Genomic DNA, 24,214 nt, shown 5'->3' on the forward strand with positions numbered 1-24,214 from the left:
GCCAATGGCCGGGGGCGCCACCCGTCATGGCGTGAGCCGAACACCTTTCAGTTCGTCAATGGCGTCAGCGGACCGGAGCAGCGCCAGTTCCAAGCCGCTCTCCGGTTCCGGATAGGAGAACAGATAACCCTGCAGGGAATCACAGTTCAGGCCGGTCAAATAGGCTGCCTGGGCTGTGGTTTCGATGCCTTCAGCCGTGACGGTGAGGCCCAGGCTGTGGGCCATGTTGATCATGGAGTTCAGGATGGGAAGCTTCTCCGCCCCTGTCCGGACCATGGACACAAACGACCTGTCGATCTTGACGGCGTCCACCGGCAGATCCTGAAGGCGGCCCAGGGATGAATAGCCGGTGCCGAAGTCATCGAGCGCAACCCGCACGCCGGCATCGCGAAGGCGGTCGAGTTGTCTGATCACGTGCACGTCCGGGTCGAAGAAGACGCTCTCCGTTACCTCGAGCACCAGCTGCCGCAGATCCATGCAGCTGCTGGACGCCAGGCGGAGCACATCCGCGGCGAACGTGCATCCCAGCAGCTGGACCCCGGAGACGTTCACCGCCACGGAGCGGGTGGCATCGGCGGTGAGCCAGGGCTTCAGCTGGATAAAGCTGTTCCGCATGACCTGCTCCCCGATGACTGAGATCAGACCGCTGCGTTCCGCGAGGGGAATGAACTGCCCCGGCGAAACAAGGTGGCCGTCCTTCTTCCAGCGGGCCAGGGCCTCGAACTGGACCACTTCGCCCAGCCGGGGAGAGATGACCGGCTGGAAGTCAACGGTGATCTGACCGCTCTCCACCGCCGTCCGCAGGCCTGCCTCCAGATCGGTGCGCTGCACCAGTGCCGTCATCATGTCCGGCGCGAACCGCATGTACCGGTTTTTACCGGCGGCCTTGGCCGCATACATGGCCACATCCGCCCGCCGCAGTAGTTCCGAGGCCGCCGGAGCCTCGGCGCTGCGCGACGCCAGGCCCAGGCTGAGGCTGGGCCGCAGCATGGAGCCGTCGATCCACATGGGAACATTCAGCGATTCCACAATCCGGGCGGCAACACTCTCCGGATTTTCCGCCGCCGTGAGCAGGACAACGAACTCGTCCCCGCCCAGACGGGCCACCGTGTCGTTGGGCCTTACGCAGGACCTTAGCCGGCGCGCCACCTCGGTCAGCATTTCGTCGCCGGCATGGTGCCCCAGGATGTCGTTGACTTCCTTGAAATCGTCCAGGTCCAGCAGCAAAACGTCCACCGGGTGGCCTAAATCGCTGCGGAGTGCCTCCGCCAGCTGGTCGTTGAAGAGCTTGCGGTTGGCGAGGCCGGTCAGAGGATCCTGAAACGCGAGAGCCTTGAGCTGCTCGGCCTGCTCGGCGAGATCGGCCATGGCCCGTTTGGCCTGCTCCTGCGCCGCCAGCCGTGGCGTGACATCGCGGAAGCTCCAGACGCGGCCCACAACCTTGTCCGCGACCTTCTGCGGCCGGGAATACCGCTCAAAGGTGCGTCCGTCCGTGAATTTGAGGACGTCGTTACTTTCGGCGAGCGGGTGTGCGTAGAGCTCGTGGACCTTGTCCGCAAACTGAACCGGATCCGAGAGTTGGGCGAGGACAAAGCCCATCACGGCCTCGTCGTCGTGGGTCGCAAGCAAATCGCGCGGGATACCCCACATCTTCACGAATTGGTCGTTGACGCCTTCTATTTGCCCATCGGTATCCACCACCAGGATGCCGTCCGCCGTGGATTCCAGGGTGGCGCTCAGCAGTGACATCGCTTCGCGCAGGCCGGCGTCGGCTTCCCGGTGCAGCGTGGCGCGAACGGAGGCCGTGATAAAGACCCCGGCGTCCCACTCCAGCAGCGCGCAGGCGACCTCTCCGTAGAACTCGGTGCCGTCACGCCGGCGGCCATAAGCCTCAAACGGCGGACGCTCGCGGGTGCTATCCCGGCGGAGGCTGGCGTGCAGCCGTTGAAAGCCGTCCCGGAAGCCCTCGGCGAGGATCACGCGGTGGTCCTGGCCGAGCAGCTGGGTCCGTTCATACCCGAACATGCGCTCGGCAGCGGCGTTCATAAAACTGATGGTGCCGTGTTCATCGATCACAAACACGGCGTCCGGCAGCGAATCGATCACCGCTTCAACGCCGGGGCATGCGGCGGGCGGCCGTTCCTGCCCCTGTTCTCCGTTGGCATGAGGCGCCGTCATGGCACTCTCATCACCAAAGGCACAACAATTTGAGACCAAAGTTGTTCCATTAGATGTCCTCCCCTCCGGACATCATAGGGCCGATCCAGGAGAACCGCTTGTCCCGCGGACAAGACGACTCACGGTGCTAGGGTCGTCGTCGCATTGTCATGACCGCGAGCACCACGATCCACGCGAAGTACGCGTAAGCGTTGATCCGTTCGAAGGCACCAGCCCACGGCGTCAGGTTCTGGGCGATGCCCCGGATGGCGGACGATGATGCGGGCCCGAACCCCGCGACAACCAGCAGCGTCGCGATCGCGTACAGCCAGACCCCTGCCCCGAAGGCGGCCACCAGGAGCGCGTGAATGAGGATGACCGCGACCATCAGCGGGCGCACGGGAGAGCCGAAGGCACTCAGTTCGCTGATCACCTGGTCCCTGAAGCTGTACCCGTTGTACAGAAGGCCGGAGACGAGGTCTCCGAGGCCGTAGACGGCGACATGACCCGCGCCTTCGAACTGGAGCAGCTTGACGTCACCTTCACCGTACTTCCGCCGTCAGGACGAGGGCAGAGACGAAGGTCATCGGCGGGCTAAGGGGTCCGGACCGACTCGGCCGGGACCAGGGCATTCGTCCCGAGTCCCCTGACAGTCCAGCCTTCCGCCCGCCATGCTCCGGCGTCCAGTACGTTGCGTGCATCCAGCACCGTCCGGCGTCGGACGAGTTCGCCGACGGCGGCCGGTGACAACGAGCGGTACTCGTCCCACTCGGTCAGCAGCAGGACCAGTTCGGCGCCTTCCAGCGCCCGGCTGGCGGACTTTTCGAACCGCAGCTGCGGGTAGCGCATCCAGGCGTTGTTGATGGCCTTCGGATCCGTCACCGTCACGTGCGCTCCGGCCGTTGCCAACTGCAGGGCGACGTCCAGCGCGGGGGAATCCCGGATGTCGTCCGTGTCAGGCTTGAACGCCGCGCCCAGCACCGTGACGGTACGCCCGGACAGATGCCCGCCGCACAGCTCCTGCGCGATCCCGACCGTCCGCGCGCGCTGGCCCAGGTTGATTGAGTCCACCACGCCCATCCACTGCTCCACCGAGCCGATCTTCAACGCCGACGCCTGGGCCCGGAAGCTCCTGATGTCCTTGGGCAGGCATCCGCCGCCGAAACCGAGGCCGGCATGCAGGTAGCGGCTGCCGATCCGCGGATCCAGGCCCATGGCCTCGCTCAACTCGGTCACGTCCGCGCCGGACGCATCGCACAGCTCGGCCATTGCGTTGATGAAACTCACCTTCGTGGCGAGGTAAGCGTTCGACGCCGACTTAATCAGCTCCGCCGTGGCGTAGTTGCACACCAGCCGCGGGACCCCGGCGCACAGCAATGGCTCGTAAACGGCATCCAGCGCCGCCGTTACGCCACGGCCGGCAACCGACCCCCGCCCGCCGCGCACCCCATAGACCAGCCGGTCCGGGACCAGCGAATCCTTGACCGCTGTGCCCTGCCGCAGAAATTCAGGATTCCAGCCGAGCAGTACGTCCGGGCGCGGCGACAGGATCCGGCTGAGCATGTCCACCGTGCCCACGGGCACTGTGGATTTGCCCACGACGGCGGAGCGCCGGCTCAGGTGCGGGAGCAGCGCCTTCATGGCGGAGACGAGGAAGGTGAGGTCGGCGCCGTCGGACGTCTTGGACTGCGGGGTGCCCACGCACAGGAAGTGCACCTGCGCGTCGGCGGCATCGGCGAAGTCGGTGGAAAAGCTGAGCCTGCCTGTGGCACGGCCGTCATGGAGAAGCTCATCGAGGCCGGGTTCAAAAAACGGTGCCGAGCCGCGGCCCAAGTGGTCCACCTTGTCGGCATCGACGTCGACGCCCACCACGGTGTGACCCATTGACGCCAGCGTGGCCGCATGGACCGCGCCAAGGTAGCCGCAGCCGATCACGGAAATCTTCACAGGGTTGCTCCTCGTCTGGTTTCGTCCGGTTCAACCACCGGGGCCCCGGCGATCACCGCCTTGTAGTGCCGCACAAGCTCCGCGCTCAGTGCCGGCCACGTCCGGCCCTGGACCGAGGCGTGGGCCGCCGCCGAGAACGCGCGGCGTTTGGCGTCGTCGCCCATCAGGTCCATTACGTGGGAGCGAAGCCCGGCAAGATCGCCGGGCCTGTACAGCCAGCCGGTGCGGGAATTCTCCACCAGGTCCAGCGGGCCGCCGCGGCCCGTGGCCACCACCGGCACGCCCGATGCCATGGCCTCCTGGATGGTCTGGCAGAACGTCTCGAACTCTCCGGGATGCACAAAAAGATCGAAGGATGCCACCGCGCGGGCCAGTTCCTCGCCGCCGAGGAACCCCACAAACACCGCATCCGGCAGGACCTCCTGGAGGGATTCGCGCTGCGGTCCGTCACCCACAATCACCAGCTTGGTGTCCGGCACATCCGCCAGGGCCGCCAGGTCCTCCACCTGCTTCTCGATGGCCAGCCGCCCCACGTAGCCGATAATCCGCTCGCCGCCGGGAGCCACGGATGCCCGCCAGGCGCCGTCACGCTTTTCCGGCGAAAACCGCGCGGTATCCACACCGCGCCGCCACATGTCCACCCGCAGGATCCCGCGGCCGCGCAACTGGTTCAGCGCGAAAGTGGACGGCACGAGCGTCCGGGACGCCAACAGATGGATGTTCTCCACCCGGTTCCAGGCCCAGTTCTCCATAAACGGCACCCCGTAGCGCGCAGCATAACTGGGCACCTCGGTCTGGTAAATGGCCACGGTGGGGATCCCCAGCTGGTGCGCCGCCTGCGCCGCCCGCCAGCCGAGCACGAACGGGGAAGCAAGGTGGACAACGTCCGGCGCATAATCGGCAAGGATTCTCTTGACCCGGTTCACACCGCCCATCGCCACCCGCACGTTCATGTACCCGGCGAGCGGGACGGACGGCAGGCGGTGCACAAACGCGCCGTGGACCACATCGGAGACATCGCTGTCGTGCGTGGACGGGGCGATCACCATCACCTCATCGCCCCTTTCCTGCAGATGCTCCAGCACCCGCAGGATGGAGTGCGTAACCCCGTTCATCAGCGGCAGGAATGATTCGGCAACGATTGCGATCCTCACACCTCCACGGTGCGGGCGCACGCTGACGAGCCGGGGGAATGGGCGTGACGCTAAGTGAAAGGTTGGGTTAACAACGCGGCTCTCGTTGAACGCGCGGACGACGGCGCCCGGCACCACCGCGGACGACGGTGCCCGGCGGCGCGGGGCGGTGCGGGGCGCGGAGGGGCCGACGGCGGCGCCCGGTGGCGTGCGTAAGGGTCCGGACGCTGCCCCGCACCACCCCAGAAGAGCGCGGGACAACATCCGGACCGGCCTTTGTGGATCAGCCTCGGGCCTCGGCGGCCGCAGGGCGCATGGGGTCGGGCCAGTTTCCGATCCGTGCGCGCATGGGGTCGGGCCAGTTCCCGATCCGTGCGCGCATGGGGTCGGGCCAGTTTCCGATCCGTGCGCGCATGGGGTCGGGCCAGTTTCCGATCCGTGCGGTGGTGCCGAAGTGGCTCCTGATGGGGCCGGCGGCGGTGTGGACGGCGGAGCGGGAATGGAGCACGTGGGCGTTGAATGACATGACTATTCTCCTGACTGAATTTTGATTCCATACGCCGGTGGCGCAGGGGGTCGCGTCTGCCGCTAAAGGGCAGGGTTGACCTGTTCAGTCGGGGGAAGACCCCGGATCAAAGGACGGACCGGCCGCCACGGTTTGTGCGGGGGCGGGCATCCGTGTGCCGTCGCCGGGCCGCAAGGGTGACCAGGAATCCGCCAGATCAGCCGAGCTCTGTGCCCCGCCGCCCGGGCCCGAAGACCCGGACCCGGACCGGGACTGACCCTGCACTGCGGCAAGGGGGAGAAGCTCGTCCGCGCGTGGGGCGACGGGCGACGGCGATGCAGAAACAGCCGCTTCCGCCGGACCGCGTAGTGCAAAGTCGTTCCGCAGGAGCTGCTCCATGGTGAAGCCGGCCGCCCGGGAAGGGACCGCGGTATCGGGCGCCGCGGCCGGCGCGCGGACGGCCGCTTGCACGTCGCTCGCGGCAGACAGAGGTGCAGCCGCATCCGTTGGGCCCACGGGCAAATGGGCGGGATCTCCGCCCGACACCTCAGCGGCCGGTTCTGCCAGCGGAAGCGGTGCGGTCGGCGGCGCGGGCACCCCCGGCAGCACCGTGCCGACCACGGGATCGAGCACTGTGCCGACCACGGGATCGATAACCTCCGCGGCTCCCGTCACCAGGGGAGCTGCTGCACCCACCGCGGTATTGACCGTTGTGCCGACCACCGTGCTCACGGCGTCGGTCGCCCCGCTAAAGACCACGGTTGAAGTGTCCGCCACGGCACTCACGGCGCCTGTAACGGGGGCTGCAGCGTCCTGGACCGAAGGCAGGGCCGATGAGTCAGCCAACCCGCTGACGCTGGTGGTAGCGGTGGTCACCCGCGAGGGAACAGGCGTTACTGAATCATTGACCGCTTGGGCGAGCGAGGGGACTTGGTCAACGGTGGAGGTGCCGGCGTTTCCGAGCACGTCCACCGGATTTGGGTCAGACGCTGCCGCATTGGCTGTGCCCGCGCCCCAAGCAAGGGAGCCCAAGACAAGCCAGCCAAGGGCGAGCAGAACGGATAGGACTAGCGGGCGCGCATAAGCGCGGCAAAACCTGTGCAGCGCGAGACCCATCCAGCTCACCCCCCAGTGACAATGGAGCATCAGAATACTCCCGTCGCTGCCGCGTCGTCTAGTGCATCGGCATGACTTTTGGGTAGAGTCCGGCCGGCGGTTGCCGGGGCCAAAGGCCCCTGTCGCCGCGCCGAGCCCCATGACAAGGTGGCCGCAGGGGCGGTGTGTGCCGCGCGCCCGTCCCGGAGAGGGGATTCGCGATGCATGCCGGATCCGGGCCGATAAGGATCGCTTGGGACACCTGGCGGGCCGAGCGTGGCGGGGGCGCGGCGATAGGACGCCTGCAGCAGGCCCGGTTGGCAGAATTGGTGGAATTTGCCCGGCGGGCATCGCCATATTACCGACGGCTGTATCGGGAGGTTCCGGACACCATCACGGATCCACGGCAGCTTCCTCCGGCAGCCAAGCGGGAACTGATGGAACACTTCGACGAATGGGTGACCGACCCGCACATCACACTGGCGAAGCTGAAATCCGAGCTGCTGTCCGACCCGTCCAAGCTGGGGCTTCTCTATCGTGGGAAGTACCTGGTGGCCACCACTTCCGGGACCACGGGCGAGCCCGCCGTCCTGGTCCACGACCGCACGTCCTGGATGGTGGTGAGCGTAGTGGTCCGGATCCGTGAACGCCGGACACTGATCCGTGCTGGTGAAATAGTGGCCATACTCCGCCGCGGGCTCAGGGGCGCGGCCCTTGTTGCGGGCGGCGGCCATTTCGCCGGGGTGGTGATGACGGAATACGCGCGGCGGCGGAGCCCCTTGATCGCGCGGCGACTTCGCGTGTTCTCCGTGCTCAGGCCGCTGCCGGAACTCGTCGCGGAACTCAACGGCTTCAAACCCACCGTGCTCTACGGATATCCGAGCGCCATGCTCCAGCTGGCCGGGGAGCAAAAGACAGGACACCTGAGGATCCGGCCTGTCCTCGCCATCAGTTCGGGCGAGAGCTTGTCAGATCACGGGCGCGCGGAGATCGAAGCCGTCCTCGGCTGCCGCGTGACCGAACGCTACCTCTCCTCGGAAGTCCCGGCCCTGACCAGCCGGTGCAGGGAAGGCTCGTTCCATGTCAACTCGGACTGGTTCCTCGTGGAACCGGTCGACCAGAACCATCAGCCGGTTCCTGCAGGTGTCACCTCCCACACGGTGCTCGTCACCAACCTTGCCAACCGGGTCCAGCCGTTTATCCGGTACGACCTCGGAGACCGGATCGAGATGGCGGTGGATCCGTGCCCCTGCGGCAGTCCCTTTCCCGTGGTGAGGGTCGAAGGCCGGGCCGGTGAGGCGCTTGCCTTCCAAACGGCTGACGGGCGCGAAGCGACGGTCCTGCCGCTGGCGCTGGTCACCGTGGTCGAGGAGACGGCGGGCGTCCGCCGGTTCCAGGCCATCCGCACCGGCCCCTCGTCGTTGACCGTGCGGCTTGAAACGTGGCCGGACGCGGATCCGGACGCTGTGCGGGCATCGGTACGGGAGCGGCTGGCAGGCTTCTTGGCCACACAGGGGTGCGACGCCGTCGACGTGCAGTTCGCCGAGGAGCTTCCCCGGCCTGACCGCAGCGGAAAGTTCCGGCAGGTGTGGTCCGCTTAACCTCTATCCGCTGTTCGGCTTTGGTCCGTTAACGCAAGCCTTAAGGGCAAAAGTTGGTGCAGCCGCCTGCGCCTACGCGGGCCACTGCACCAACCGTTGGATACGAATTACTTCAGATTAACTGGAATCTTTCCTCATTCGCGGCTCCTTCTATCCCGGCTTACGAGATCCGGGCTAACTGCGCTCGTCAGCCAGATGCCGTGAAAGGATCCAGCCGGCGGCAATCATCACAATGCCCAACACCAACAGGGTCCAGCCGTCCAGCATGCTCAGCGACAGGAAATTGGCCGCCGAGTTTGCCCCGACACTAAGCCCGTAGATGCTGAGGACGGCGTACAGCGCACCGAACCCCATAAGGAAGTTCCGGGAGCCAGTTCCGCTGCGCGACATCGCCCAGCCTGCGGCACCAATGACCAGCTGCACGATGTTCAGCAGCATGGACACCTGGAACAAGTTGAGGAACATGGCGTGCGAATCAGGTCCAAGGAACCTCAGTTCGCCGTACTGCTGGGTGATGCCCGGGATGAACCCCAAAACACCCACCAGCATCATTACGATACCTACACCCATGCCGACGTTCTGGACGTCCGTGCGCCCAAAATGAACGCCGTGTGCATGTGGGGATGCGGTAGTCATTTTCTGCCTCCAACCACTGATTGCGGACAATCCAATTTTACGGCTGAGTAATGGAAAAAGCGCCGGGTGCTGGGGCACAAGTGGCCCCTGTCGGATGGACGACGACGGCGGCTCCGGCCGCCGTGGGCAGCGTCACGGCGCATGATCTCCGGCCAACAAGCCTGTCGGAAACGGGCCACAGCCAGCCGCATGGCACCATGGAACACGATGAAACTGCGCGCTGATCAGACCGGAGAACGTGGCCTTCCCATGCCGTTGTGGCTGCAGGGAGCGCTCGAATCGGCGCAAGCGGCGGTGATCTCCGCCCTCGTGGTGATCGCGCCCCTCGTGGGGGTGTGGGCCACTGCCGGTTTCCAGAACACCCAGCCAGACGCGCTGGCCCGGCTCGCAGGGCAGGCATGGCTGCTGATCCATGGTGTTCCCCTGCACCTGAACACGGCCTCGCAGGGCGCCGCGGCGTACCCCGAATCAGGCACCCTTTCGCTCATTCCCCTGGGCCTGACGCTCATTCCCTTCCTGCTGGCCTGGCGTGCCGGCCGACGGCTGGCGCGGGCCTCCTACACGGACCAGCTCTGGCAGGCACTGTTGGGGTCATGGTTGGCATATGCCAGCTTCGGTGCGGCCACCGGGTTCGTCTGCCGCACCAACGACGTCGCCATCAATCTCTGGTTCGCCGGCCTGATGCCGCTCGTCCCGTTTGGCCTGGGCATGGTGGTGGGAGCCCGGCGCGAGGCCGGTTCCTGGAGCCGCCTCATCGGCGTCGACGCCGTGGACTGGCTCGCCCGCACCAGCCAGCATTCACGCTGGGCAGGTTCCTATCTCGGCTCCGCGGTCAAGGCCGGTTCCGTGGCCCTCATGGCCGCGCTCACGTTGTCCTCCGCGTTGCTCGCCGTGGACCTTTTCATCCACTGGGACAGCGTGATCGCCGTGTATGAAGGGCTCGCCGCCGGTGCGCTGGGAGGGGCTGTGCTCACTATCGCGCAGCTCGGCTTCCTGCCCAACCTGGCCGTCTTTGCGCTCGCTTGGGCGTCGGGGTCCGGGTTCGCCCTGGGTGTGGGCTCGCAGGCTGGTCCCTTGGGGACCGCCGTCGGGCCGCTTCCGTCCATCCCGGTCTTCGCGGCAGTGCCCTCCGGACCGCTGGACTACGGCTTTGTGGCGCTGGTGGTACCCGCCCTGGCGGGTGCTTTGGCTGGCTGGTGGTTCCTGCGCGAGGGCGAGAACCACTTTGACGAGTGGCTGTCCATCAAAATCCGTGCCCGCTGGTTCACGGCCACGGTGTCCACACTGGCCCTCGCCGCGATCATCGGCTCCGTGGCCGGGACCCTCTCCGGCGGGCTTGCCTGGATGGCCCGCGGTTCGGCGGGCATCGGGCGCCTGACGGACATCGGACCTGACCCGATCAGTACGGCACTGTGGGTGGCCGCGGAAGTGGGCATCGGCGTCGTAATCGGTCATGCGGCGGGGCCGTGGCTGGAACGCCGGCAGAAACTGCAGGAAGCGGACCTGGAAGCGGCCGGTCGCCGCTAGGCACCGGAGATGTCCTGGCCCCCCGCGGGCTCAGCGCAGCTGCGTGGGAAGCGACCGTTCAAGCTGGGTGCGGCACTCGGCGGCGGCTTGGTCCGTGAGTGCATAGCGGGAACACTGCTGGAAGTCCCTGACCTGGTTGAAGAACACTGCCGAGGCCAGAATGAGCAGCACCATCACCGCCGAAACCACCAACCCGGAAATCGTCCCGAACAGCACCAGCCGCGACTCCTTGAGCTTCACGGCCCGGACCAGCAGCGCAATGCCTAAGACAATGCTGATGACGGTGAGGAGAGCGGCCAGCCACAGCAAATTGATGTCCAGCTGGAAAACGAAGAAGGCGCCCAGCACGGTCACGATAAACGTGCGGAACAGGTTGTGCGTCATCAGCAGCGAGGACTTCGCGGCGTCGCTGAGAGGCTGCCGGGTCTGCTGGGGAGAGCCGGGGTTCGGGGGGTTCATGTTTTCCAGCCTACGCGAGGCGCCCCATAAGCTAGACCCATGCGCATCGTTGTCCTCGTTTCCGGTACCGGCTCCAACCTCCAGGCTGTCATTGACGCCGTCAAAGCGGGGGAGCTGGACGTGGAGATCGCCGCGGTGGGCGCGGACCGCCCGGGAACCTACGGCGTCGAACGCTCCGCGGCGGCCGGGATCGACACGTTCGTGGTGGACTTCAAGGCCTACCCGGACCGCGCCGACTGGAATGCCGCCCTGATCCAGGCCGTGGCCGCCTACGCGCCGGACGTGGTGGTCTCCTCCGGTTTTATGCGCATCGTCAGCCCTGAATTCATCGACGCGTTCAATGGCAAGTACCTCAACACGCACCCGGCGCTGTTGCCGGCTTTCCCCGGCGCGCACGGGGTGCGGGACGCCATGGCATACGGGGTGAAGGTCACCGGCTGCACCGTGCACTGGGCCGACGCGGGTGTGGACACGGGCCCCATCATTGCCCAGGAAGCGGTGAGCATCGAGGACAACGACACCGAGGAAACACTGCACGAACGCATCAAGGTGGTGGAGCGCCGGCTCCTGGTCTCGACCCTGGCCGCACTTGCGGCGGCCAGCCCTGTCCGGCCCAAGTAGCCCCCTCCACTAGCTCGCGCCCAGCTGGCTCCAGCCCAACTAGCTCCAGCCCAACTGACTCGCATTAGATGCCGTTATGGGCGCCCATGACGGCATCTAATGCGAGTCAGTTGGGGGAAGCGGGCTAGCTGGGGGAGTTAGGGGGAGCGGGTCAGTCCAGGGCGTGCTGTTTGGTCTCGGGCGAGAAGAACGCCATCCACAGCACAGCCAGCAGCACCAGGCCCCCGGCCAGGGTGAAGGAGGTGGCCAGGCCCAGTTGGGGCCAGAGGACCGAGGCGAAGATGAGCGGCCCGAAGCCCGCGCCGAGCCGGGAGAATGTGGACGCCCACCCGAAGCCCGAACCCCGCAGTTCCGTGGGGTACAGCTCGGAAACGTAGGTGTACAGCACGGGAATGGCCACCTGCACCACGAAGCCGAACACCAGGAGCCAGAATACGGCGGCGGACGGAATGTCCACCACGAACGCCACGATCACCAGCGCCAGCGCGGACAACGGACCCGTGATGGCCAGGATCCATTTGCGGCCAACCCGCTCCACCAGCACAGCGGCCACCACCACACCCAGAAGCCCGACGGCGGCCATGCCCGCCGTCGTCAGGAAAGCCTTGTACTCCTCGAAGCCTGCGCCGATCAGGATCCTGGGCATCCATGTCAGTGACAGGTAGTAGACCAGCAGGATGGTCAGGAACAGGGCCCAGGCCGCGGTGGTGATTTTCCAGTCGAAGCGCCAGATGCGGACAAGCTGTTCCCAGGCGCCGCCGGCGGAGAGCCGCGGGACCTCCTGCGGGCCAGGGAGGCTGTAAGCGCGGGATTCGGCGCCGGTTGCCGTGACCAGGTCGTCAATGACCTTCGCGGCCTCCTCGCGGCGGCCGTTCCGGATGAGGAAGAGCGGGGACTCGGGCACGCTACGGCGGATCCAGAACACCAGCAGGGCGGGAAGCACCATCACCAGCATGGTCAGCCGCCAGTCCGCAAAGGCCGCAATCAGCCCCGCGGAGACGAAGCCACACAGCGCTGCGCCCACCGGCCACCAGCCGTCCATGGCTGTGAGCACCCTCCCTCGCTGGCGGCGGGGGGTGAACTCGCCCACGAGCGCGTAGTCCACCGGGATGCAGCCACCCAGGCCGAACCCGGCCATAAAGCGGAAGATGCAGAACCAGACGATGTCCGGGGAGAAGGCCCCAAGCACCGTGAAGATCGAAAAGATCAGCAGGGTGGCGGTGAAGGCCCTCTTGCGCCCGATGGTGTCCGCGATGGTGCCCCAAACGAACGCCCCCACCGCCATGCCGATCAGATTGGCCGTGCCGATCCACGCGGCGTCGCCGGGGTTCAGTGACCAGTGCTTGGACAGGAGGGGAATGAGGATGCCGTTAAGCGTCACGTCCCATGCGTCGAACATAAAACCAAGGCCGCCGATCAGGAAGATCCGGCCTTGGACTTTCCACCGCCACGGCAATTCCTGGACCACTTGTTCGCCGCTGGGCACAGTGGTGTAAGTATTCATTTGGGCCTCCTGTTAAAACCTTACGATGCAGTGCGGTGGCATGCCGGATCTTCACACTCCGGCGCGCTGGGAACGCCGGCCGCGCGACGCGATAAACTGGCCACATCCCCACCACCCGCGCACATCAACGCGATATAAGACGGAGACCTTTGTGAGCTTTACGCAGCTAGACCGTGTTCCCATCCGCCGAGCCCTGATCTCGGTCTACGACAAGACCGGTCTGGAGGAGCTCGCGAAGGGCCTGCACGCAGCAGGCGTGAAGATTGTGTCCACCGGCTCCACCGCCAAGAAAATCGCCGCCGCCGGCATCCCGGTCCAGGAGGTCGAGGAAGTCACCGGCTCGCCCGAAATGCTGGACGGCCGTGTCAAGACCCTCCACCCGCGCGTTCACGGCGGCATCCTGGCCGACCGCCGCGTGCCGGCGCACATGCAGACCCTCGCGGACATGCAGATCGAGCCGTTCGACCTGGTTGTGGTAAATCTGTACCCCTTCGTCGAGACCGTCAAGTCCGGCGCCGCGCAGGACGACGTCGTGGAGCAGATCGACATCGGAGGACCCGCCATGGTGCGCTCCGCCGCGAAGAACCACGCCGCCGTCGCGATTGTGGTGGACCCCGATTCCTATGGGGACGTGGTGACCGCCGCGGCCGAAGGAGGCTTTGACCTGAAGACCCGGCGTCGGCTGGCCGCCAAGGCCTTCGCGCACACCGCGAGCTACGACACTGCCGTGGCCACCTGGACCGCCAGCCAGTTCCTGGACGAAGACGGCGACGGCGTGATCGACTGGCCTTCCTACGCGGGCCTGGCGCTGGAGCGCTCAGAGGTCCTCCGCTATGGCGAAAACCCGCACCAGCAGGCGGCGCTCTACGTGGACAGGGCCGCCCCGGCGGGCATCGCCCAGGCGGACCAGCTGCACGGCAAGGCCATGAGCTACAACAACTACGTCGACGCCGATGCGGCCCTGCGTGCGGCGTTCGACTTCGCCGGTCCGGCTGTGGCCATCATCAAGCACGCCAACCCGTGCGGTGTGGCTGTCGGATCCGCCGACGCCGCCGATCCCATCGCGGACGCCCACGCCAAGGCCCACGCGTGCGACCCGGTTTCTGCATTCGGCGGCGTGATCGCGGCCAACCGCACCGTCACGGCCGGGATGGCCCGGACAGTGGCGGGCATCTTCACCGAAGTGGTCATCGCGCCGGACTTCGAGGACGAAGCAGTGGAGATCCTCTCCAAGAAGAAGAATATCCGCCTCCTTGCCCTGCCCGAGGGCTACGGCCGTTATCCCACGGAGTTCCGCCAGGTGTCCGGCGGCATGCTGGTCCAGGCAACGGACAAGGTCGACGCCGAGGGCGACAACCCCGCCAACTGGACCCTCGCCGCCGGCGAGGCCGCCGACCCCGCGACCCTGACGGACCTCGCCTTCGCCTGGACCGCCTGCCGTGCCGCCAAGTCCAACGCGATCCTGCTCGCGGCCGACGGTGCCGCCGTGGGCATCGGGATGGGCCAGGTCAACCGGCTCGACTCCTGCAAGCTCGCGGTTGAGCGTGCCAACACGCTGGGCGTCACCGTCGAGTCCGACGTTGACGCTGCTGGCGGGGCTGCTGGCGGGGACGCGAGCGGCGCCCCGGAGCGCGCACGAGGTGCCGTGGCGGCGTCGGACGCGTTCTTCCCGTTCGCTGATGGACTTCAGATCCTGATCGACGCCGGCGTCCGCGCCGTGGTCCAGCCGGGCGGCTCCGTCCGCGACGAGGAAGTCATTGCCGCAGCCAACGCCGCCGGCATCACCATGTACTTCACGGGTGCGCGCCACTTCTTCCACTAGGGTCCCTGGCATCACCACGAATGGACATGTCCTCCCTTCACCCGGAGGACATGTCCATTTTTTGTGCCCGCGACCGGGCACGCTGGCGTTATGTCCAGTCCTGGACGCGTGGGGAGGGCATGTCCCGCGGGGGCCCGTGAGTTTGGCGGGGGTGGTCTGCCGGCGGGGGAGGACATGTCCATTTTTTGTGCCCGCGACCGGGCACGCTGGCGTTATGTCCAGTCCTGGACGCGTGGGGAGGGCATGTCCCGCGGGGGCCCGTGAGTTTGGCGGGGGTGGTCTGCCGGCGGGGGAGGACATGTCCATTTTTTGTGCCCGCGGCCGGGCAGGCTGGCGTTATGTCCAGTCCTGGGCGCGTGGGGAGGGCATGTCCCGCGGGGCGGAGCGGACGACGGCGGCCGCCCCGCGTGGGGACGGCCGCCGTCGAGCGTTGCTTCAGTTACTCCTGCTCCGGGGCCGCTTCACTCTCGGCCTCTGCTGATCCAGGAGGCACGGAAACCTCAGGCTCAGAAGACTCAGGCCCGGGCGCAGGCAGCCGGATCTCCCGCGGCTGGGCCTCGGCCATCCGCTGAGGTGTCCAGTATGCGATGACTTCCTCCGGGGCCTGGGTGACTTCGCTGTGGCTCACGGAAGCATCCGCGGACTCAGGTTCAGCTGGCTGATGCTGCACTGGTGTAGGCCTGCTCGATGACGGAGCCCCAGTACGGGCCGTACATCACCTTGGAGGGTGCGCCGCTGTAGCCGTAGCTGTTGATGGAGTTCTGGTAGCCGGCGGAGCCGCTGCCGATGAACCACGGACCGCCGGAGGAACCGCCCGTCATGTCGCACGGGATGCCCTGGCTGTTGAACTGCGGGTTGTATGGATCATCGCTGGCCGGGCCGGTGCAGCCGACCAGCGACTGTCCATCGAAGGGAGCGGCGGCCGGATAGCCGTAAGAGGTGTAGGTGAGGCCGCGGGCGGCGTTGAACTGCACGCCTGAGGAACCCACGACGTCGGCCAGGCTCTGGCCGTTGAGGGGGGAGACCACCGCGAAACCTGTGTCGTACTGCATGTCGCCCGCGGAACTCCACTGGGTTGGGGCGTACAGGGCCTTGGCCGCCCATTTGCCGTAGGGCGCTGCTCCATCGAGGTATGCGGGGACAAAGACAAAATTGGTGGCGAAGGCGCCCGGGCCCTCGTTGACGCAGTGGCCTGCCGTGGAAACCGTACTCTTATTGGTCGAGGTCACGGAGTTGCCGGAGCAGACGTAATTGCTGCCGCCCATGGTGAAGAAGACCTTTCCGATGTGGGACACAGGGTTTTCATCCGTATGCAGGACGGTCTTGCCCTTGCCGGACTTGCCGGCCACCTTGGCCGGAGAACCCTTCTCCACCGCCGACGCCGGGGAGCCGGTTCCACGGGCGAGGGCCTTTGCGGCCAGCACGTCCCCGGGGATAGCGGCGCGCATGCGTTCGGGCGTCCAGTAGCTGGCGCCGCCGCCGCTGTCCACGGACTGGCTCGAAACCTGGCTGGCCCCGTTGTCCTGCGGGGCTGCGGGTGCGGCCGTTGCGCCGCCCGGTGCGCAGATTGCCAGCAGGGCTGCCGCGGAGAGGCTCAAGAGGCTGGTGGCCAGAGTCTTCGATTTCGTCATGGTGTCCTAACCAGTCGGGATGCGGCGGGCCTCTGGTGGTGGCCACCGCTGGTGGGACTGAACCTAATCCAGCCATGACAACTTTGTAAAGAGATATTCAACTCTTGTATTTGAGGGTGGAGCGCCGGCCCGGTGACCGCTTTCCCGCCCTTGCGCGCGAGGCTTTGAGGGTCATGCTCAGCGGGCCTCCCGACGCCGGTAGGCGTCAACCGGGCCCCCTCGGGTAAGTTAAGTATGTTGAAATAACGCCAGATTTGTATGTATACCTTCAGGGAGACGCCCAAGCAATGGCCAAGATTATTTATACCCACACTGACGAAGCCCCCATGCTGGCCACGTATTCGTTCTTGCCGATTGTCGAGGCCTATGCCTCGACTGCTGGTGTGGAAGTCGAGACCCGCGACATTTCACTCTCTGGCCGCATCATCTCCGCCTTCGGCGACTTCCTGACGGAAGAGCAGCGGGTCAGCGATGCCCTCGCCGAACTGGGCGCCCTGGCGAAGAAGCCGGAAGCGAACATCATCAAGCTGCCCAACATCAGCGCGTCCATTCCGCAGCTGAAGGCCGCCATCGCTGAGCTCCAGGCCCAGGGCTACGACCTTCCGGACTACCCGGACAACCCCTCCTCCGACACGGAGACGGACATCCGCTCCCGCTACGACAAGATCAAGGGATCCGCCGTCAACCCGGTCCTGCGCGAAGGCAACTCCGACCGCCGCGCGCCGCTCTCGGTGAAGAACTACGCACGCCAGAACCCTCATTCCATGGGCGCCTGGAGCCCGGACTCCAAGACCAACGTGGCCACCATGGCCGCCGAGGACTTCCGCGCCAACGAGAAGTCGGTTGTCATCGAGGCCGATGACAACGTCAAGATCCAGTTCGTCAAGGAAGACGGCACGGTCAAGGTCCTGAAGCGGCCCTTCCCCGTGCTGGCGGGCGAAGTCGTGGACGGAACCGTTATGCGCGCCGCCGCCCTGGACGAGTTCCTGGCCGCCCAGATTGCGCGGGCGAAAGAGGAAGGCGTTCTCTTCTCGGCGCACCTGAAGGCCACCATGATGAAGGTCTCGGACCCCATCATCTTCGGTCACGTGGTCAAGGCCTACTTCTCCGAACTGTTCGACACCTACGGAGACCAGCTCGCTGCTGCGGGGCTGAGCCCCAACAACGGACTGGCATCCATCCTCGGCGGCCTCGAAGAGCTGCCGGAGGATGTCCGTGAAGGCGTCCAGGCGGCCATCAAGAAGGGCCTCGCAGAGGGCCCCGCCCTGGCCATGGTGGATTCCGACAAGGGAATCACCAACCTGCACGTTCCCAGCGACATTATCGTGGATGCCTCCATGCCCGCCATGATCCGTTCCTCCGGCCACATGTGGGGTCCGGACGGCAAGGAAGCCGACACTCTCGCCGTCCTCCCGGACAGCAGCTACGCCAGCATCTACCAGGTTGTCATTGACGATTGCCGTGCCCACGGCGCATTTGACCCCACCACCATGGGCACCGTTCCCAACGTGGGTCTCATGGCCCAGGCCGCGGAGGAATACGGCAGCCACGACAAAACCTTCGAGATCCAGTCTGCCGGCCGCGTCCAGCTCGTTGACAGCAAGGGCAACGTCCTGATCGAACACCAGGTCTTCCCGGGGGACATCTGGCGCGCATGCCAGGCCAAGGACGTCCCGATCCGTGACTGGGTCAAGCTGGCCGTCACCCGCGCCCGCGCCTCCCAGATGCCGGCCGTGTTCTGGCTGGACGAGGGGCGCGCCCACGACGCCAACCTGATCGCCAAGGTCAAGGAATACCTCAAGGACCACGACACCGAGGGCCTGCAGATCGAGATCATGTCCCCGGAAAAGGCGACCGCCTTCACCTTGGAGCGCATCCGGAAGGGAGAGGACACCATCTCGGTGACCGGCAACGTGCTCCGCGACTACCTCACGGACCTCTTCCCGATCCTCGAACTCGGCACAAGCGCCAAAATGCTCTCCGTTGTTCCGCTGATCAACGGCGGCGGTCTCTTTGAAACTGGTGCCGGCGGATCCGCCCCGAAGCACGTCCAGCAGCTGCTGAAGGAAAACCACCTGCGCTGGGACAGCCTGGGTGAATTCCTTGCCCTGGCCGTCAGCTTCGAGCACCTGGCCACGACCACCGGCAACAAGCGCGCCCAGGTCCTTGCCGACACACTGGACCGCGCCACCGGCACCTTCCTGCTGGAGAACAAGTCCCCGCGCCGCAAGGTGGGCGAACTCGACAACCGTGGAAGCCACTTCTACCTGGCCAAGTACTGGGCCCAGGAACTGGCGCAGCAGACCGACGACGCCGAACTTGCCGCCGATTTCGCTGCTGTCTCGGAGGCACTGGCGTCCAATGAGGACACCATCATCGCCGAGCTGCTCGCGGTTCAGGGATCCCCGGTTGACCTCGGCGGCTACTACCACCCCGACGTGGCCAAGGTAGCCGCAGTGATGCGTCCGTCCGCGAAGTTCTCAGAAGTTCTTTCCGGCCTGACCAAGTAGTTCCCCGGTCCAAGGTCCCGGGTCAAGAGACTTCAGGCCCAAAGAAGCCCCGCCTCCCAAATGGGAGGCGGGGCTTCTTTGATGATGTTGGCTAGCGCTGGACGTGCTTGCCGAACGGGGGCTCCGTGGCCATATCCGGATCGGTATTGACGGGACGTTCGGTCGGAACGGCGTCGTACCCCACTTCTTCCTGGAGAGGCACAGCGGTTGTGGCCTCCCGTTGGAAACCTGTGGCCGCCGAGCCGCTCACCTCGCCGCCGCTGACGCGCTCGCGCCAGGCACCGGTTTCAACTTCACGTTCTTCGATGAACTTCTTGAAGCGCTTGAGGTCTGCGGACACCTGGTGGGAGTCGAGCCCCACGGCAGCTCCGAGCTTTTCCACCGCAGAGTCGGGCTCCCACGTCAATTCAACGCTGACCTTGGTTTCGGTGGGATTCAGCGCTTCGAACCAGACGGTTCCCGCGTTGCGGGGCTCGTCGAGGCTTTCCCAAGTGACGCGCTGGTCCGGCTGCTGGACGGTGATGCGGGCGTCGTACTCACGCTTTACGCCAGCGATGCTGGTCTTGAAATGAACGGTCGTGTCATCGAGCTGCCGGATGGAGTCGACGCCGCTCATGAAGTGCGGAAAGTCCTCGAATTGAGTCCACTGGTTGTAGGCCTGGCTCAGCGGGACATTCACGTTGATGGATTCCTGGACAGTTGCCATGCTTACTTCACTCCTTCAGCTGGCGGACCCGTGGTCCGCGGTTCTGATCGTGGTGGGCCTTGTGGGCCCGCTTAACCAACCTAGCGGGAATCACGGCAAATAGTAAGCTTGCTGACGAAAAAACGGCTCGAGAATCCCGGCCGCTGAGGTCCGGCACTGCCGCCGGCTCAGCCCTTTCCCTTGCCCTTGTCGCTCTTGCCCGGCCCGGCGTTCCCTGGCGCGGGCACTGCCGGTGCCTGGACGTCCGGGGCCGTGGCGGCTTGGGAAGCCGCGGCCGCTGCGGCCGCATCGGCTGCAGCCTTGGCGGCTACTGCGGCCGCCTGATCAGCCTGGGCCTTTGCCTTGGCTTGGGCCTGCGCCGTCAGATCGGCGCGAACGGCGTCGATGGCGGACTGGATGCTCTGGTGCCGCTTGAAGGATACTTTCCCATCGGCGGTCGCGGCGTCCAGCTGGGCTATAAGGTCATCGAGCGATTTCAGGGCAGTGGCATCATCGTTTGCTGCCGCGGCCTGGGTGATGCTTAGGACCCTGGCCTGGAACTGCCGGGCCGCGTCGGTTTCCAGCTCGGGTGCCGCTGGGCTGCAGCCCGCCAGGGCGCCGCACACAACTACCCACGCCATTGTGATCTTCCAAACGCCTGCCGCGACCGGGACGCGACCGCCCATCTTTGCCGGGTTCACGGATTCACGCTCTTCTGCAGTTGTTCAAGGTGCTCGCCTACCGTGCCGGTAACGGCAGGATACTGGACGACGTCGGGTGTTTTCGGTGTGTTGATTGAAAGCAGGATCATCCCGGCCGCCGCGATCACGACGAGCAGCGCCAGACCGCCTGCGATTTTGCCACGCTTGCCGAGCCCGCCGAGCTGCCCGACGCCACGCTGGCCGAGCCCGCCGAGGCGCCGCCTGAGGCGGGGACGGACCGGCGCCGCGGGGACGCTCCGCGGCGCACCGCCCGGCTCCGCCTCGCGAACGATACCCAGAGTCATGGTCTGCGTGCCATCCGCCACGGTCAGCGCGCCCGGGGCGAAACTCAGGGGCGCGTGCGGGGGCTGTGGAGGCTGTGGAGGCAGGGACGGCAGAACCCGGGTGGGTTCTCCGGAAATACGGGCGGGGATGGATTCTGGCGACACCAAGGCGTGCCTCAGCGCGTTTTCCAGTTCTGACGCTGTTGGACGGTCCATCGGATCGAGGGCAGTCATGGAGCGGATCAGCTCCACCCACTCGGTGGGAACGGTGTTCGGGACCAGCGGTGCCCGGTGGAGGCGGGCGACCGCCGACTCCACTGCGCTACCCGGATACTCCACCGAACCCTTGATGCATTCAAGCAACACCAGCCCGAGGGAATAGATGTCGCTGGCGGGACCCATGTCTGCGCCGCGGGCCTGCTCGGGGCTGAGGTACGCGGCGGTTCCCACCATAGTGCCCGTTGTGGTCAGGCGCGTGCCGTCCACAATCCGGGCGATGCCGAAGTCCGTCAGTTTGGGCCGGAGGGGTTCGCCCGGGCGCACCTGAACCAGGAGGATATTGGCGGGCTTGATATCCCGGTGGATGATGCCGAGGCCGTGGACATAGGCCAAAGCGTCGGCCACACCGGCACCGATGACCGCGAGCTCATCCAGGGGCACCGGGCTGTGCCGGATCCGGCTGCGGAGATCCTGGCCCGCGACAAGTTCCATGGTGAGGAACGGGCGGGGCTCGTCGGGAATCCGGGTGTCAATTCCCGCATCAAGGAGCGTCACCAGGCTGGGATGGTTCAGCGTGGCCAGCAATTCGATTTCCGCTTCCTGGCGCTTCAACTCGTCGGCGTCAGGGGTCTGAGGCGCGAACAGCTTGAGCGCCACCTCGCGGCCGAGCTTTTCGTCCCGGGCCGAGTAGACCGACGACATCCCGCCGCGGCCAATGACTTCCCCGAGCCGGTAGCGGCCCCCAAGGAGCTCAGCCGTCACTTCACTGGGCGAACCGTCCACCATGTTCCCGTCCCTTTCCCGCGTTCCCTCGGAGCGCCCTCCAAGAATAATACGGGGACGGGTATCTGGATCAGACCAAGGAAGAGGCGCAACCTTGACTGCACCCGTTAGGGAGCGGACGGACGTCCGGTCCCGGGCGCCACGAGAGGCGCCCGGGGCCGGCTGGCCGATCCCCCATTCTATGAGTGTGTGCGGCTGCCGGATGAGCCGTCAGCCGCTCCCGCGACCGGCCTGCTCAAGCCTTCTTCCTGCGCGACACGCGCCGGACCAGGATCATGCCAACGGTCAGCAGGAGCAGCGCTGCGGGGAGGAGGCCGACGTCGGCACCCGTCCTGGCGAGCCCCTCACCACTGCTTACAGCACCTTCGGTTCGGATAGTTCCTGCTGCTGTTGCCGGATTTGCTCCTATTCCTGACGGAACAGCGGCTGCCGGAGCCGCCCCGCTGCCCGCAGCTGCTCCGCCCGGGGCGGTGGTGCCGACACCCTCGGCTACCACGCCTGTGTCGCCGGGGACGGTTCCACCTGCTGCCGCAGAACCACCGGTACCCGAATCGACACCAAGATCGACCACCGTGCCGGGTCCGACAGCAGCTGATCCACCAGTGCCGGGGTCGACGTTGGCGGCGAGGCCCGCCGTTGTGGCCGGGGCAGTTTCGGCGGATCCAGTCCCGAGGGTTCCGGCGGCGGAGAGACGCGCCGTTGTGGCCGGGTCCGTTCCCGAGGCGGTGCTTCCGCCGCTGCCCAGGTTGACGTTGGCGGCGAGGCCCGCCGTTGTGGCCGGGTCGGTTGCGCCAGTTCCGGTTCCGGTTCCGCCGGTGCCGAGGTTGACGTTGGCGGTGAGGGCCGTCGTTGTGGCCGGGTCGGTTGCGCCGGTTCCGGTTCCGCCGGTGCCGAGGTTGACGTCGGCGGCGAGGCCCGCCGTTGTGGCCGGGTCCGTTCCTGACACGGTGCTTCCGCCGCTGCCCAGGCTGACGTTGGCGGTGGCGTCCGCCGTTGTGGCCGGGTCCGTTGCTGAAGCGGTGGTTCCGCCGGTGCCGAGGTTGACGTTGGCGGTGACGTTCGCCGTGGTGGTGTCGGTTCCGCCGGTGCCGAGGTTGACGTTGGCGGTGACGTTCGCCGTGGTGGTGTCGGTTGTGCTGGTTCCGGCAGTGCCGGTTCCGAGGGAGACAGCGGCGCTTAGGTCGTTGGTGGTGGTGTCCGGCGCTGAGCCACCCAGTAGGCCCAGCGACGAGTTTGCGGTGACTGCCGCTGAGACCGTGGCGGTGGTTCCGGACACGAGCCCGTCTGTACCGCTTGTTGTTTCCGCCGCGTTGGCGGCGGTGGCGCCGAGGGCTAACAAGCCTCCGGCAAAAAGGGTGCTGAGCAGCCCCTTGCGGATATGTGCATGCATGGTTTTCTCCTGAAAAGTTGATGGTGGGCGCGCAGGGCGGCCCGATTGGCCTGTGTGGCGCGAAGGCGCCGAAAGCCGCAACTAGTCAGGGGAGGAGCCGGGGTCCAAGGACACCGGTGAGGGGACATTCTGGAGAGGGCCGCCAACAGGGAATGCGCCCAGCGGCGGGATGGCAGGACGGACCTCTGAAAGCCAGGCAGCCGGGCCCCCGGCAGTACCGGAAGACTGGCCGCTGCCGGCGACTGAACCCGGCACCGTGGCCGGCAAGGAGGGTTCGGGCGCCCGACCACCGTTGCCGGGCGACCCGGGGCTCCACGAGCTCAGAAAGCTAACAGGTCCGCTTGGTGCAGATGCGGGCGGGCCCTCCAGCGTTTCGTCGGAGGCCGGCGAACTACCGGACTCCGGAGTCGCGACGTCGTCTGACGGGGCACTTTTAAGAACGGCGGGGGCAGCGGTTGCGGGAAGTTCCGGCGCCGGAAGTTGCCCCACCCCCAAGGGAGGAAGCTCTGGGGTGGCGGATTCGGTGACGATATCCGTGACCGGCCCAACAATGGGCTCCAACGCCGGAAGTGCATCACTGAGCACCGGAAGCGCGCCGGCGACGGCGGGTATTGCAGCTCCGGCGGCATCACCAACGACCGAGTCCGCAACATCGACTATGGGAGCGGTGACCGTGGCGGCAGTCTCCGCCGGCACCATCTGGTCCACAACGGGTACTGAGCTGAGCAGCTGATCGATGCTGGCTGCGTTGGCGGCGGGAGAATGAAGGAGGCCGTCAGCTGGCACCGCCGGCGGAGGACTGACGGGTACGCCGGCCGCAGCGCTTCGAGCCAGAGTAGTAGGTGCGGAAACTGTTGAACCGGCCCCGCCGAACAGGGAATCAGGGTCCAATCCGGCGTCCGCGCTGGCGCCCGGAGCTGATAAAGCGAGCCAGGCGATGGCGGCGGCACCGGCAATAAGGAGGGAGCGAGCAGGGCGCAGGGCACGTTTGGGCGAGTTTGATG

The 24,214-nt window shown here is 66.3% G+C and carries 20 protein-coding genes; 5 read left to right on the top strand and 15 right to left on the bottom strand.

Features of this window, described 5'->3' with window-relative positions; translation table 11 throughout:
- Positions 1-24: 24 nt before the first annotated feature.
- The 6 genes from ACP4XC_RS05420 to ACP4XC_RS05445 all read right to left on the bottom strand — a co-directional run bounded on the left by ACP4XC_RS05420 (position 25) and on the right by ACP4XC_RS05445 (position 6,714).
- Positions 25-2,178, bottom strand: a complete 2,154-nt coding sequence (locus ACP4XC_RS05420) for a putative bifunctional diguanylate cyclase/phosphodiesterase (protein ID WP_427173836.1) — start codon at positions 2,176-2,178, stop codon at positions 25-27.
- 127 nt (positions 2,179-2,305) lie between these two features.
- Positions 2,306-2,590: a hypothetical protein gene (locus ACP4XC_RS05425; protein WP_427173837.1), complete on the bottom strand. Its 285-nt coding sequence runs from the start codon at positions 2,588-2,590 to the stop codon at positions 2,306-2,308.
- 161 nt (positions 2,591-2,751) lie between these two features.
- Positions 2,752-4,104 carry a UDP-glucose dehydrogenase family protein gene (locus ACP4XC_RS05430; protein WP_427173838.1) on the bottom strand — a complete coding sequence of 451 codons (1,353 nt, stop codon included), beginning with the start codon at positions 4,102-4,104 and terminating at the stop codon, positions 2,752-2,754.
- Complete coding sequence (locus ACP4XC_RS05435; protein ID WP_427173839.1) at positions 4,101-5,258, bottom strand: glycosyltransferase family 4 protein; 1,158 nt, start codon at positions 5,256-5,258, stop codon at positions 4,101-4,103. The genes ACP4XC_RS05430 and ACP4XC_RS05435 overlap by 4 nt, the downstream gene beginning before the upstream one ends.
- A gap of 262 nt (positions 5,259-5,520) precedes the next feature.
- Entirely contained in the window at positions 5,521-5,763 is a 243-nt protein-coding gene (locus tag ACP4XC_RS05440; protein WP_427173840.1) for a hypothetical protein, read from the bottom strand.
- 84 nt (positions 5,764-5,847) lie between these two features.
- Positions 5,848-6,714 (bottom strand): hypothetical protein, encoded by an 867-nt coding sequence (locus ACP4XC_RS05445; RefSeq protein WP_427173841.1) that lies wholly within the window; start codon positions 6,712-6,714, stop codon positions 5,848-5,850.
- 344 nt (positions 6,715-7,058) lie between these two features.
- Here ACP4XC_RS05445 and ACP4XC_RS05450 point away from each other — a divergent pair, with 344 nt between their 5' ends.
- Complete coding sequence (locus tag ACP4XC_RS05450) at positions 7,059-8,438, top strand: phenylacetate--CoA ligase family protein (protein ID WP_427173842.1); 1,380 nt, start codon at positions 7,059-7,061, stop codon at positions 8,436-8,438.
- 174 nt (positions 8,439-8,612) lie between these two features.
- On the opposite strand, the gene ACP4XC_RS05455 is transcribed toward ACP4XC_RS05450, so the two are convergent.
- Positions 8,613-9,074: a DUF4383 domain-containing protein gene (locus ACP4XC_RS05455; protein ID WP_427173843.1), complete on the bottom strand. Its 462-nt coding sequence runs from the start codon at positions 9,072-9,074 to the stop codon at positions 8,613-8,615.
- Between the two features lie 207 nt (positions 9,075-9,281).
- Here ACP4XC_RS05455 and ACP4XC_RS05460 point away from each other — a divergent pair, with 207 nt between their 5' ends.
- A complete protein-coding gene (locus tag ACP4XC_RS05460; RefSeq protein ID WP_427173844.1) occupies positions 9,282-10,601 on the top strand; it encodes a DUF6350 family protein in 1,320 nt (439 codons plus the stop codon).
- A 30-nt stretch (positions 10,602-10,631) separates the two neighbouring features.
- Here ACP4XC_RS05460 and ACP4XC_RS05465 read toward each other — a convergent pair whose 3' ends face one another.
- Entirely contained in the window at positions 10,632-11,060 is a 429-nt protein-coding gene (locus ACP4XC_RS05465; protein ID WP_427173845.1) for a hypothetical protein, read from the bottom strand.
- A gap of 39 nt (positions 11,061-11,099) precedes the next feature.
- Here ACP4XC_RS05465 and purN point away from each other — a divergent pair, with 39 nt between their 5' ends.
- Positions 11,100-11,681, top strand: a complete 582-nt coding sequence (gene purN, locus ACP4XC_RS05470; protein ID WP_427173846.1) for a phosphoribosylglycinamide formyltransferase — start codon at positions 11,100-11,102, stop codon at positions 11,679-11,681.
- Between the two features lie 151 nt (positions 11,682-11,832).
- On the opposite strand, the gene ACP4XC_RS05475 is transcribed toward purN, so the two are convergent.
- Complete coding sequence (locus ACP4XC_RS05475) at positions 11,833-13,185, bottom strand: MFS transporter (protein WP_427173847.1); 1,353 nt, start codon at positions 13,183-13,185, stop codon at positions 11,833-11,835.
- 151 nt (positions 13,186-13,336) lie between these two features.
- Here ACP4XC_RS05475 and purH point away from each other — a divergent pair, with 151 nt between their 5' ends.
- A complete protein-coding gene (gene purH, locus ACP4XC_RS05480; RefSeq protein ID WP_427173848.1) occupies positions 13,337-15,007 on the top strand; it encodes a bifunctional phosphoribosylaminoimidazolecarboxamide formyltransferase/IMP cyclohydrolase in 1,671 nt (556 codons plus the stop codon).
- A 439-nt stretch (positions 15,008-15,446) separates the two neighbouring features.
- Here purH and ACP4XC_RS05485 read toward each other — a convergent pair whose 3' ends face one another.
- Together ACP4XC_RS05485 and ACP4XC_RS05490 are read right to left on the bottom strand one after the other, a co-directional pair.
- Positions 15,447-15,635 (bottom strand): hypothetical protein, encoded by a 189-nt coding sequence (locus ACP4XC_RS05485; protein ID WP_427173849.1) that lies wholly within the window; start codon positions 15,633-15,635, stop codon positions 15,447-15,449.
- 22 nt (positions 15,636-15,657) lie between these two features.
- A complete protein-coding gene (locus ACP4XC_RS05490) occupies positions 15,658-16,638 on the bottom strand; it encodes a trypsin-like serine peptidase (RefSeq protein ID WP_427173850.1) in 981 nt (326 codons plus the stop codon).
- Positions 16,639-16,925: 287 nt separating this feature from the next.
- Here ACP4XC_RS05490 and ACP4XC_RS05495 point away from each other — a divergent pair, with 287 nt between their 5' ends.
- Entirely contained in the window at positions 16,926-19,148 is a 2,223-nt protein-coding gene (locus ACP4XC_RS05495; protein ID WP_427173851.1) for an NADP-dependent isocitrate dehydrogenase, read from the top strand.
- Positions 19,149-19,239: 91 nt separating this feature from the next.
- Here ACP4XC_RS05495 and ACP4XC_RS05500 read toward each other — a convergent pair whose 3' ends face one another.
- From ACP4XC_RS05500 to ACP4XC_RS05515, 4 genes are all read right to left on the bottom strand, one after another.
- Positions 19,240-19,854 carry an SRPBCC family protein gene (locus tag ACP4XC_RS05500; RefSeq protein ID WP_427173852.1) on the bottom strand — a complete coding sequence of 205 codons (615 nt, stop codon included), beginning with the start codon at positions 19,852-19,854 and terminating at the stop codon, positions 19,240-19,242.
- A 167-nt stretch (positions 19,855-20,021) separates the two neighbouring features.
- On the bottom strand, positions 20,022-20,474 hold the full coding sequence (locus tag ACP4XC_RS05505) for a mucin-associated surface protein (RefSeq protein ID WP_427173853.1): 453 nt from the start codon (positions 20,472-20,474) through the stop codon (positions 20,022-20,024).
- Positions 20,475-20,530: 56 nt separating this feature from the next.
- Positions 20,531-21,823, bottom strand: a complete 1,293-nt coding sequence (locus ACP4XC_RS05510; protein WP_427173854.1) for a serine/threonine-protein kinase — start codon at positions 21,821-21,823, stop codon at positions 20,531-20,533.
- Positions 21,824-22,055: 232 nt separating this feature from the next.
- Positions 22,056-23,210: a hypothetical protein gene (locus ACP4XC_RS05515; protein ID WP_427173855.1), complete on the bottom strand. Its 1,155-nt coding sequence runs from the start codon at positions 23,208-23,210 to the stop codon at positions 22,056-22,058.
- Positions 23,211-24,214 lie beyond the last annotated feature (1,004 nt).

The sequence above is a fragment of the Arthrobacter sp. 92 genome (genome assembly GCF_050260325.1).
Taxonomy (GTDB): Bacteria; Actinomycetota; Actinomycetes; order Actinomycetales; family Micrococcaceae; genus Arthrobacter.

Excerpts from the sequence above, each read along its gene's own strand:
- ACP4XC_RS05420 (WP_427173836.1), bottom strand. The coding sequence starts at position 2,178 with ATGACGGCGCCTCATGCCAACGGAGAACAGGGGCAGGAACGGCCGCCC.
- ACP4XC_RS05440 (WP_427173840.1), bottom strand. The coding sequence starts at position 5,763 with ATGTCATTCAACGCCCACGTGCTCCATTCCCGCTCCGCCGTCCACACC.
- ACP4XC_RS05450 (WP_427173842.1), top strand. The coding sequence starts at position 7,059 with ATGCATGCCGGATCCGGGCCGATAAGGATCGCTTGGGACACCTGGCGG.
- ACP4XC_RS05455 (WP_427173843.1), bottom strand. The coding sequence starts at position 9,074 with ATGACTACCGCATCCCCACATGCACACGGCGTTCATTTTGGGCGCACG.
- ACP4XC_RS05460 (WP_427173844.1), top strand. The coding sequence starts at position 9,282 with ATGAAACTGCGCGCTGATCAGACCGGAGAACGTGGCCTTCCCATGCCG.
- ACP4XC_RS05465 (WP_427173845.1), bottom strand. The coding sequence starts at position 11,060 with ATGAACCCCCCGAACCCCGGCTCTCCCCAGCAGACCCGGCAGCCTCTC.
- purN (WP_427173846.1), top strand. The coding sequence starts at position 11,100 with ATGCGCATCGTTGTCCTCGTTTCCGGTACCGGCTCCAACCTCCAGGCT.
- ACP4XC_RS05475 (WP_427173847.1), bottom strand. The coding sequence starts at position 13,185 with ATGAATACTTACACCACTGTGCCCAGCGGCGAACAAGTGGTCCAGGAA.
- ACP4XC_RS05490 (WP_427173850.1), bottom strand. The coding sequence starts at position 16,638 with ATGACGAAATCGAAGACTCTGGCCACCAGCCTCTTGAGCCTCTCCGCG.
- ACP4XC_RS05495 (WP_427173851.1), top strand. The coding sequence starts at position 16,926 with ATGGCCAAGATTATTTATACCCACACTGACGAAGCCCCCATGCTGGCC.
- ACP4XC_RS05500 (WP_427173852.1), bottom strand. The coding sequence starts at position 19,854 with ATGGCAACTGTCCAGGAATCCATCAACGTGAATGTCCCGCTGAGCCAG.
- ACP4XC_RS05505 (WP_427173853.1), bottom strand. The coding sequence starts at position 20,474 with ATGGCGTGGGTAGTTGTGTGCGGCGCCCTGGCGGGCTGCAGCCCAGCG.
- ACP4XC_RS05510 (WP_427173854.1), bottom strand. The coding sequence starts at position 21,823 with ATGGTGGACGGTTCGCCCAGTGAAGTGACGGCTGAGCTCCTTGGGGGC.
- ACP4XC_RS05515 (WP_427173855.1), bottom strand. The coding sequence starts at position 23,210 with ATGCATGCACATATCCGCAAGGGGCTGCTCAGCACCCTTTTTGCCGGA.